This is a genomic window from Arthrobacter pascens (genome assembly GCF_017052465.1).
GTDB lineage: Bacteria > Actinomycetota > Actinomycetes > Actinomycetales > Micrococcaceae > Arthrobacter > Arthrobacter pascens.
Genome location: NZ_JAFHKT010000076.1, coordinates 1 through 9,675 on the forward strand (window position 1 = coordinate 1; position 9,675 = coordinate 9,675).

The window sequence follows — 9,675 nt, forward strand, 5'->3', positions numbered from 1 at the left end:
GGCCCCGCCACCGCAGGGATCCAGGCCAACCATTGCGAACCGCTCGTCCGCCGCTGACCCGCAGCATCCTTCCCCAACCACCGCACCGCCGCACTCCAGGAGATCATCATGTTCCGCAAAATCTGGACCACCGCCGTCCTGCTCGCCATCGCCCTCGGCTTCGCCGCCGCCACCGCCGGCCCCGCAGCCGCCGGCCTCGGAGCTAATCATTGCGAGCCGCTTATCCGCCGCTGACCCGCGGCAACCTTCCCCAACCACCGCACTGCCATACATCAGGAGATCATCATGTTCCGCAGAATCTGACCCACCTCGATCCTGCTCGCCCGCCCTGACGGGCCACGGCTCAACCACTGGGAAGCGCTCGTCCGCAGTCGGGGGAACCACCGGCCCTAAACAGTTCAGCTAATCCAGCTCTACACATGCACTTGGTTCATTTAGATGGGTGAGCAATGGGCGACCCTATACGTCGTGCCGCCCAACATAATCCGCGTGACGACCAGTTATGAGTCGGCTAACCACTTTCTAATCGGAGTAACGATGAATCTTCATAAAAAACGCATTAACCATTTCCCCACGAAGGGTGCCGCACTCGCGGCCATACTTCTGCTCGTCTTGCCTGGCACAGCAACGGCAGATCAAACCAGTCCCGCAGTGCGTGCCCCCGGAGAGGTATTTCTTGACCTAGACGCGAAGCCTAAATTGACTTGGAGCGTTCCTGGCCGATTCGAAGCCAGCTGGAAGGCATACAACCACAGCACGGGAGTGTACGACAAAAACTTTGTAAACCCATCGAAATGGTCTATGAATCTTGACGCTTGCGCATCTCAATCCAAGCGGCGCATCCTCGGTTACACATTTTCCCTTACCCAAACGGGAGGGTCGTGGACCTACAAGAGTCGGACGCCTGCCTGCCAGTTACGCCTGCACGGTCTACTTCCAGCTCCGGGCAAATACTCCTCCACGGTCACCGTCCACACCGCTTGGGGAGCAGGAAGTGAAGGCGTTAGCTCCCCACTCAAGCAGGTCTTGGATTTCCAGGACCGACTCATCGTGGCAATGGGCGATTCCCTGGCTGCTGGGGAAGGTAGCCCAGACAAACCGGGCTTGTACAACACCTCTGAGAACTGGAAGGGCGAGATCCGCAGGACAGGGACCGTCAAGCCGGTCCTGTGGGAATCTCCACAGTGTCACCGGTCGAAGATAAGCGGTCCTGCCCGCGCTGCGAAATCGCTTGAGAACCGCCACACCTCGGTGACATTCATCAGCGCTGCATGCTCAGGGGCGCAGCTATGGCACCTCATCGATACCCGGTATGCCGGCCGCGAGGAGATTTTTGGTTCGCTGCCACCGCAGACGGACGCTATAAAGGCGGCCGTGGGCCTCAGAGGACGACCAATTGATGCCTTGCTGATCGCGGTAGGCCTCAATGACCTTCACTTCAGCACCATCATCGAGAATTGCTCGACAAACTGGAAGGGCGGGAACTGCGTGGCCAAGCCCGCGTGCTGGCCGGGGGGTACATTGTTTGGCAAATACATCCCACCCGACATGATTGGCAAGCACCTGGACTGCCATGGGAGCGGAGGTATCGCGGATCAAATTAAAGCCTTGCCGGCGAAGTTCGGTGCCTTGGCCACAGCTCTGAAGTTGAAGCTGCCAACGGCACGCTCCGTATATCTCACCGGCTATCCATCCAACGTCTTTAAGGGCGGAGCGTGTGGATCGCTTCATTTCAACGGCGTCGGCATCAGCGCCGGCGAGGCAGCCCAAATGCATGGATGGGGACTCCAGCTCACCCAGATGATCTCCAACGAAAGCGGCCGACATGGGTGGAAGAAACCCGTCGATCTTGGGCCGCTGTTCGATTCGCATTCATATTGTGCTGGATGGAATGGAAAACTGCTTCCGCCGGGCCCTAACGGCTGGTTCACCACATACGAGTGGTCCTGGCGCACGCAGGGCGACAAGTTCGGAACGGCCCACCCCAACGCGGCCGGTCATGTCGCCTATGGCAATGCTTTCCGCCGGGCGATCTCGTTCCGCTAAGAGCCTTCACTGACTTGTTGGTCCCCGCATGCGTGGCTCCGTCCACCAGCGGGGACCAACAACAGAAGTCGATCTTCGCGCTGTCCGTAAAGCAGCAAACGGCAGCCGACAGACTCTATCGCAGATTCAGAGCACGCCCGCGAGCTAAATCTCGCGGATGTATCTGCTCGAATTCCTGGAGCCAATAACCCCACCTCAAAATGTGCCGGAGCGCCCAAGCCCGGCCCCACCAAGAGAATTATCATGTACAAAAAGGCCTTAGCCGTACTGACCGCTACCGCAGTGTCGGCGCTTGTTGGAAGTACCGTCACTGCCGCGCCTGCCCAAGCTTTCAGCGACCATAAGGACATAACCTCGAAGGGACTCTCCTTTCTTCACTGGCCTGTAGTTGATGACATCAACGACGAACATGCTTGGATGGATTCAGGAGCCCCATGGTTCCCCGTCGCCCACGACGAAAAGCACTTCGACGACTGCGAGTTCGACGGGTCAGCCACATACATCAGGGATCACTACGTCGGTGCCCGCGCTGCAATGATCAGACGAAACCTGTTTAATGTCGGAGATCATTTTGGCGCGCTGCTGCACACATCACAGGATTTCTACAGCCACTCCAACTGGGTGGAGCTCGGATTCCCAAAGACCAGCGACAATCCAGCCACATCAGGGATTGAGACGAGTCAATCCGACCTTTCAGACATTACAGGGGCCCAAAGGACTGCTCTGTCCTCTTGGCCTGTATTGCAAAACGGGCAGACTGTCCGCGGCAACATTCTTCTTGCCAACGATGACTGGATCCCCCACTGGATCAACGGGTAGTGAGGAATGGGGCTGGAAAGTTCCAGTCCATCCTAGTCCAACCGAACGGAAAGCTGATTGGACGACTTCTCGAGACAGGAAGAGGCGGCTCCGACCATGAGTGCAGCATCCCGTTCAGGAACTATGACGGCTTCACCCATGACCAGCTGGCAAAGGACGATCCTGGCTCCACGACGGAGAGCCGTCTCAAGCACAGAAAAGCCCGCGCCTTGGCCGAGCTGCAGACAGGATACGAATGGTGCCGCCTCGTCTCCGAAGCCGGCAAAGCGGACCGCGACGGCATGCTGCTTGCCATGTGGGTGCGACCTGGAGCCAGCCCACACCCGCCAAACACACCCTGCGGACCGGTCAGAGATGTAGGTGTCAGAACCCATCCGGTGACCATAACTGTGGAAAGCGTTCAGATAATAAACGACGGCGACCCCGGGGCTGACGGCAGCGGTGAGATCCAGCCGGCGACGGCACTCTACGACGACCCGCAGAACTTCCGTAAGTCGGTGCACCGACAAAACCGCTTGGGCCGCATGTCCCTGAATCCCGGTGACTTTGTGCCAAAAGCCCAGCTTCCGCAACCAATGACCATTTGCGCCCGGCACAATAGTCAGGTGAACTTCGCCCTGCATGCTTGGGACAACGATGACCACCCTTGGGACAAGTACGCGACAGTCTACGATGACTTTGACGACGACGATGAAATGCTGACAGGGGGACGAATCAAAGTCCACTCCGAGCAGTCGCCCGGATCAAACTTGGTCACCTGGCAGGACCTGCGGGTCAAATACCGAGTCAGCCAGCAGAGCGCGGGGGCAACCTGCAATTAGCCTCTGCAGGGACCGAACGACTGCGCCCCAAACCGACACCGCCCAGTAATTGATGTGGGCCTTGTCCCCGCTCTAGTTTTGCGAGGTTCAGTCACTCTGGCCATGGAGGTTCCAGCCACCATGCGGAGCTAGCGGGAGGCATCGTCGAGCGCACGAACAACTGGCCGGCATCCCGTAGTGAGCCGTGAGCAGCCCGACGCTGTCCGAGCCATACCCTTTTGATCGATGGCCTTGAGCGCACTCCCTAGCTCCGGCATGTCGCACAGGCGGGCATCGTTCGGACCGTTCTACCAGGCTCGAAGAAAGGCTGACTCTTTTCTGTGCTGGCCTCTCGATTGGGGGAGCGGGAGCCATACCCTGTCCGGTCCCGAACCCGGGATTTTCCCAAGCCGCAGCGGCGATAGTCGCAGTGTCCCGACATGGAGGGTAGTGGCGAACCCTCTCCGCGGGACAGTCGGGTCCGGTCACATCCCCGATCACCGGGCCCGGCTACCTACTTGGCCTCTTCCAACGGCAGAGCCGCTCAGACGTGCGCGGAGTCTGATGTGCACGAATATGCCGGGCTGACCAGGAGGCGGAAGTGTTCATGCACGTCTCAGCAGCCAGCTTCGAACATCGTTGCCTCTTGGTTCCTGGAGTCCTCTCCGTGTCTGGGAAATGCCCTCCTCCTAATTCGGCATGGCCGCTCTCGCAGTTAGGCTGTTCGTTGACGCCATGTTCCATGCCCGGGTGGCCCGCGTTCGGGGCACCGCGTTCGCATGGACTAAGCGTTTGAGGAGTGGTGGAAGCAGAAGCGTCCCCGAAGAGAATGGAGACGCCTGTGGCTGCCCTGGGTAGCGATCTGCCGCCGCTTTCCCGTCCGCCCCGGAGGGGCTTCTTGGTGGCCGCTGGTGCGGCTATGGTTCTGGGTGCTTGTGCGGACCCCGCACCCCAGACCGGTGTTTGGGAGAGGTCTGCCCCCGGCCCGTCGGCGAGGGACCGCAGCATGGTTCCCGCCACACAATCGTTCACCGGGCAGTCCTCTGTCCCTACAGGGACTTCCCGGCCGGACAGGGACCGGATCGTGTCCATGTTCGCCGGACGGAAGCCCCGCGCCTGGGGTCTAACACCGCCGGGCGTCGCGCTCAGTCTTCCCAAAGGGACCAAGTCGATCGCCCTGACCTTTGATTGCTGCGGAGGTCCTGGCGGAAGCGGTTTCGACCGGTCACTGCTGGCCGCTCTGGAGCGCCACAGCGTCCCCGCCACGTTCTTCTTGAACGCGCGCTGGGTTCGGTCCAACCCGGCCCTGACCCGGGAGCTGGCAGCGAACCCGTCGTTCGAGATCGCCAATCACGGTACCGCCCACCGGCCCCTGTCGGTCACGGGCCAGTCCGCCTACGGCCTGGTCGGGACGGCGGATCCGGGCATGGTGTACGACGAGATTATGGGTGCCCAGGCCGAGCTGACCGCGGCCACGGGCAGTGCCCCGCGGTTCTTCCGCTCCGGTACGGCCCACTACGACGAGATCGCCGTGGAAATCTGCCGGGCGCTTAGGTTGGTGCCGGTGAACTTCACCGTCAACGGTGACGGCGGCGCGACCTATCCCGCTCCCTTCGTTACGGGTGAATTACTCTCGGCCCGTCCGGGCAGCATCATCATCGCCCACGCGAACAGGCCAGAGGCTGGGACTGGCGCCGGCGTGGCCGCGGCCCTGCCGCGCATGATGGGCCAAGGCACGAGGTTCATCCGGCTCTCCGATGCCCCGCCAATCTGACGAGTCGGTCGTCCCCGCCCCAGTGCCGCGAATGAAGTCTGCGGCGCGCAGGGTTTCCTTCCCCAGGCGCTGCGAAGGATTGCATGAGGCCGATCGGTGCTGCATCCAGTGGGTAAAAAGAGGGTGTGCACAATGTGCACACCCTGAGGTTCGGACTCGGTTGTACCGGCATCGGACTGGGCCGGATTGTGGATGTTTTCGGGGGAGTGGCGGGTTTCCGGGGGCTGGCGCCCGGTTCGAGTCCCACCTCGGGCACAGTGTTTTACCTGGTCAGCGGCCATTTTGCTGCTGACTGTGTACAAAGGTTGACTTGTGGGCCCCTTCGGGGGCCCTTTTTTGGTGGCCGTTGCTGTGGGGCGGTGCCTCTTTTTTAGTGGCGGTGACGTTTTTGCCTTGCTACTCATTCATTGCTGAGCCGTGTTGTGGCAACATGACTCGTTTTGATCTGGGGGAGTTGGTCTGCTCCGGCTTGTTGTCTCTTTCGCTTCTCATGACTGTTCATGGTGAAGCCGTGGGGCTACTGCATGACCAACGGCGTGATCGAGGTCTTGTCCAAGGAGCGTTCCGCGGGCCGGGAGGTCTTGCGGTCGGGAAACGGTGATCTGGTCGTCGGTTGGGTAGTTTTTTGGCGTCCAGCATGCCTGCCCAGAGCTTTTTGGGCCTGGCCGACGGCCTCGTCGGCAGGCAGGGTCCGGATCGTCTCCATGCGGTCCTCGACGGCGGCACGTTGGGTAGCGTCGTTTGTCGGGTTGGGCAGCGTGATCCGGTCGGTATCGTCGACGCTGCTGCCGCGGTAGATGAATTCGGCGTTGATTGCGCTGGTCTGGGTCGCGGTCAGGGGGATTGCGGCACTGTGCTGGGGGTCGCCGTCGTATTGGGTGAAGGTCTTCTCCCCGACGAGCAGCCCGTCGCTGATGCTGATGCCGCGTTCGGCCAGCACACCGGTCAGTGCGGCGATGATCGCCGCACGGGGTTTAGGTTGGCCGGCGTCCCAGGGTGTTGAGGTGTAGACGGCGAACAGAACGGCCGTGGCGTTCGGGTCGTGGGTGAGGTAGCCGGCGACGGTTCGGGCGTAGCCGAGCTCGCCGCCGTCGTGCCGGGGGAGGTCCACGCGCAAGGTGGCGCCGAGGCGGTCGGTGTCCACGGTGATGCAGACCAGGCTTTCCTGTGGCCAGAAGCCGAGGGTGTGTCCGATGAAGCTGAGCAGGTCTGCGGGGGATTTGATGGTGAGCGTTTCCATGGTCTTGGCTTCTTTGACCTTCTTGGCCTGGCGGTGGTCGTTGGGATTGAATGCCGTTCTGATAGAGGCAATCACTGCTGGGTAGGAGGGTCCGGAGTGCAACTTGGGGAACCGGACGCAAGCAAAGTTTTGTGAGGAGATAAGCGACGGAGGAGCGCCGAGCGAAACTTTTGCTTGCGGTCGGCGGCTGGCGCCCTGGTTGCGCGGAGGGCCCGCCCAGCGATGATGGGGTTATCAGAATGACAAACAGCGATGATGCTTCTGGTCATTCATGGACCTGCTGGAGCAGCGCAGCATGACGCACGTGGAGTTGCCTGAAGCTGCAGCGGAAGCGCGCAGTGTCGGGGCCGCGAGAGGTTGCGGTGGCTTCCGGAAGGTTCTGTCACGGCTGCCTTGCTACCACCCCTACGAAACTTCCCAGCGGGCGAGCCACAAGTACTCCCTAACGAAGGAAACCTCAGAGCAGGAACAGGCCGAACCGGCGCGAACGCAGACGCCGACTCTACAGTGGGAGCGGTGGGGGAATGCAGGTGCGTTCAAATTCGGCAAAGCGCCCAAGACCGAAGGCATGAGGGTTCGCCGTGGGCGTGCTCGGGGCTGAAGACCAGATGTTCTTTGACGAACTCCACCTGTTCGCCGTTGCGGGTGCGGGCCAGTACGAGTGATCGCAGCGTGGGCGCGAAGTCTCTACGGCTGGGCCCAGACTGCACACCAACACATCAGCGAGGTCACCATCTCCGGGCGGGCTGCCGACCCCGAGGCGGTAGCCATTGATGATCAATTTGTCAGTAGAATCCGGGCCGCATCCGAGATCCTCAGACGCGCCGACGATGAGCTGGTAGCAGACTTATCGGCGCTAAGGATCGGTTCGTTACCGGCATCCCCTAAGCGGAGGCTATCCGGTCACTGTCGTCAGTAGGACAATGTGAGGAGTTTCAGGGTTTCAAGGGAGAATCCCCATGAGAAACCCGTTTACGCGAGGTCGCCGACGTCCACCCGCCAGTGCCGCCACACGCGGCCATGTCGGGGCAGAGCCTGTAGCTGATCTACTCCAGTCCGGCCCGCCAGAATTGCAGGCCGACGAACCCGACCACAAGCTGTTATTCCGAGCTACGACGTCAGCAGGCCTCGTGCTGGAATGGGTGTCGCTGGTCGTTCCTTCCTTGTCGGTATTAACAGGTCTGTTGTCTGGCACGCCGGTGCGGGGTCGGGGCCCGGACCGTTTCCAGAATCCGGGCCCAGGCAGGCAGGCATGCCGCGGCTGCGGCCCTGGACCCTGTCACCGGAGCACGGATCCGTTCCTCACCGGCGACGTAGCTCCGCTACGAATGCGACGCCCCAAGGGACATGATTCACATCGACATGAAGAAGCTCGGACGGATCCCCTAGGGTGGTGGCTGGCGGGCCGACCCGTCCCAGAGTGCGGCCAACCACCGCTCCTCTGACCAGAGTCTGGGCTTCGACTACGTCCATGTGGCCGTCTATGACCACTCCCGCCTGGCCTACGCTGAAGTGCTGTCCGATGAGAAAGGACCCACCTGCGCCGCGTTCCTCACCCGCGCGGCAGCAGCCACAGCAGCCCATGGGGCACCCGTGCGGCGGGTGATGACCGATAACGCGTTCGCCTACCGTCTCTCCTGCGACTTCCAAGCAGCACTGGCAGCAGTTGGTGCCAAAGACGTCCTGATCAAGACCCGCCATCCATGGGAGAACGACAGGGCAGAGCGATTCAAACGGAGCCTCCAGGAAGGCTGGGCCTACCGTCGGGCCTTCACCTCGAACCAAGCCCGGACAGAGGCCCTGCAACCACAGCTAGACTTCTACAACAGCCACCGGCCCTGCGGCAGCCTCGGAGTCAAACCACCCATCAGCAGGTGTCGCCAACCTACTGACTGAGTACATCTGATATGTTGGCGTTCCTTGTCAAGAGGGCAAGGATGAGCGGTCCGGAGCTGGTTTGTCCTGGACCGCTCTTTTGTGTCCGTTCCTTGTGCTTGGTGCGTTTGGCTGGCGCGTCGTGATCGACGGGAGGCACTATCATGCTGATATGCGCGGGTTGGTTACCGCAGGACGAGGTGTTCGGCTGGAGGGGTGCCGCTGGTCTAGCAATCTCGGGCGTCACCGGCTGATGTGCCGGTGGTCCATAGCTGTATCGCGGGTCTCCTCCACGCTGCCGAGCCATCCGGATAGGGCCGGGAACGGCACACGTCTATTCATCCGTCCACGGCTGCTCCTGTTGGACCGCGGCGGCGAGGGACCAGCACCAGCCGGCCAGTTCCCGGGTGACGGCGACGTTGGCGATGACCCGGCGTTTGTGTCGGGCTTCGAACTGGTCCCACTTGCGGTGGAGCCGGTGGTTGCCTTGATGGCCGCGGATCCGGGACGCTTCATCGGCTGCGTCCCAGCGGGCACGCATGTCACGGCTGGCATGTGTGTAGGCCCGGCGGTGGTGCCAGGCGGCCTCGACGAGCAGGCGGCGGGCATGAGTGTTGCCCGTCTTGGTGATTCCGCCCTGGGACCGGGAAGCACCGGAAGAATGCTCGGAGGGAACCAGACCCAGATAGGCGCCGATAGTACTGTCGGTGAAGCGGGTCCAATCACCGATTTCCACCGCAAGGATCTTTATCTTGGTGTACTTGCCGAAATCCTTGTTTCCCTAATGCTCATCGCTGCTCTTCGCCGAGGGTCATCGGTTCATTGGCCCAAGCAAGCAACTTCCAGGGCTTCTCGGGCGATTCGCGCACGAACAGCCGGAAGTTCTCGTACTGCTTCCCTTCCTGGGTCACGATGCAGTTCACCGTGGCACGGTTCGTACCGAGCAGTGAGACGGAGAGTATTCGAGTCGAACGCGGAGGACTAGGTGTAATTCCCACGGAGGTTATGAACGCGGCTGATGGGAGTTTTTCCTCCGATGCCGGTATGGGTCCTGTGATGATTGTACTGATGTAGCCAATCGGGGTACGTGGCTGCTCGCTCGGTTTCTGATGTGTAGGGAC

General features: G+C 61.3%; 8 protein-coding genes and 2 pseudogenes. 6 read left to right on the forward strand and 4 right to left on the reverse strand.

Annotated features, from left to right (window positions below):
* The first annotated feature begins 108 nt into the window (after positions 1 to 108).
* The 5 genes from JYA52_RS22705 (at position 109) to JYA52_RS00555 (ending at position 5,439) form a co-directional block, all read left to right on the forward strand.
* Positions 109 to 234, forward strand: coding sequence for a hypothetical protein (locus JYA52_RS22705; protein ID WP_276208514.1), 126 nt, complete (start codon positions 109 to 111; stop codon positions 232 to 234).
* A gap of 792 nt (positions 235 to 1,026) precedes the next feature.
* Positions 1,027 to 2,046 carry an SGNH/GDSL hydrolase family protein gene (locus JYA52_RS00540; protein WP_205651209.1) on the forward strand — a complete coding sequence of 340 codons (1,020 nt, stop codon included), beginning with the start codon at positions 1,027 to 1,029 and terminating at the stop codon, positions 2,044 to 2,046.
* A gap of 243 nt (positions 2,047 to 2,289) precedes the next feature.
* Complete coding sequence (locus tag JYA52_RS00545) at positions 2,290 to 2,865, forward strand: hypothetical protein (RefSeq protein ID WP_205651210.1); 576 nt, start codon at positions 2,290 to 2,292, stop codon at positions 2,863 to 2,865.
* On the forward strand, positions 2,865 to 3,686 hold the full coding sequence (locus JYA52_RS00550; RefSeq protein WP_205651211.1) for a hypothetical protein: 822 nt from the start codon (positions 2,865 to 2,867) through the stop codon (positions 3,684 to 3,686). Before JYA52_RS00545 ends, JYA52_RS00550 begins: the two co-directional genes overlap by 1 nt.
* Before the next feature lie 985 nt (positions 3,687 to 4,671).
* Positions 4,672 to 5,439 carry a polysaccharide deacetylase family protein gene (locus JYA52_RS00555; RefSeq protein WP_240459810.1) on the forward strand — a complete coding sequence of 256 codons (768 nt, stop codon included), beginning with the start codon at positions 4,672 to 4,674 and terminating at the stop codon, positions 5,437 to 5,439.
* A gap of 517 nt (positions 5,440 to 5,956) precedes the next feature.
* Here the strand turns inward: JYA52_RS00555 and JYA52_RS00560 are convergent.
* Complete coding sequence (locus JYA52_RS00560) at positions 5,957 to 6,754, reverse strand: DUF4192 family protein (RefSeq protein WP_307869266.1); 798 nt, start codon at positions 6,752 to 6,754, stop codon at positions 5,957 to 5,959.
* A gap of 1,530 nt (positions 6,755 to 8,284) precedes the next feature.
* On the opposite strand from JYA52_RS00560, the gene JYA52_RS23005 reads away from it, so the two are divergent.
* Positions 8,285 to 8,575: an integrase core domain-containing protein gene (locus JYA52_RS23005; protein ID WP_372433695.1), complete on the forward strand. Its 291-nt coding sequence runs from the start codon at positions 8,285 to 8,287 to the stop codon at positions 8,573 to 8,575.
* Between the two features lie 313 nt (positions 8,576 to 8,888).
* Here the strand turns inward: JYA52_RS23005 and JYA52_RS00570 are convergent.
* The 3 genes and pseudogenes from JYA52_RS00570 to JYA52_RS00575 form a co-directional block, all read right to left on the reverse strand.
* Positions 8,889 to 9,296 (reverse strand): annotated as a pseudogene (locus JYA52_RS00570) (transposase); the annotation flags it as partial.
* Between the two features lie 46 nt (positions 9,297 to 9,342).
* Complete coding sequence (locus JYA52_RS22710; RefSeq protein WP_276208515.1) at positions 9,343 to 9,477, reverse strand: hypothetical protein; 135 nt, start codon at positions 9,475 to 9,477, stop codon at positions 9,343 to 9,345.
* 58 nt (positions 9,478 to 9,535) lie between these two features.
* Positions 9,536 to 9,675 (reverse strand): annotated as a pseudogene (locus JYA52_RS00575) (IS481 family transposase); the annotation flags it as partial.

Bases quoted from the DNA above. Each gene is read 5' to 3' on its own strand.
- JYA52_RS22705 (WP_276208514.1), top strand. From the start codon at position 109: ATGTTCCGCAAAATCTGGACCACCGCCGTCCTGCTCGCCATCGCCCTC.
- JYA52_RS00545 (WP_205651210.1), top strand. From the start codon at position 2,290: ATGTACAAAAAGGCCTTAGCCGTACTGACCGCTACCGCAGTGTCGGCG.
- JYA52_RS00555 (WP_240459810.1), top strand. From the start codon at position 4,672: ATGGTTCCCGCCACACAATCGTTCACCGGGCAGTCCTCTGTCCCTACA.
- JYA52_RS23005 (WP_372433695.1), top strand. From the start codon at position 8,285: ATGACCGATAACGCGTTCGCCTACCGTCTCTCCTGCGACTTCCAAGCA.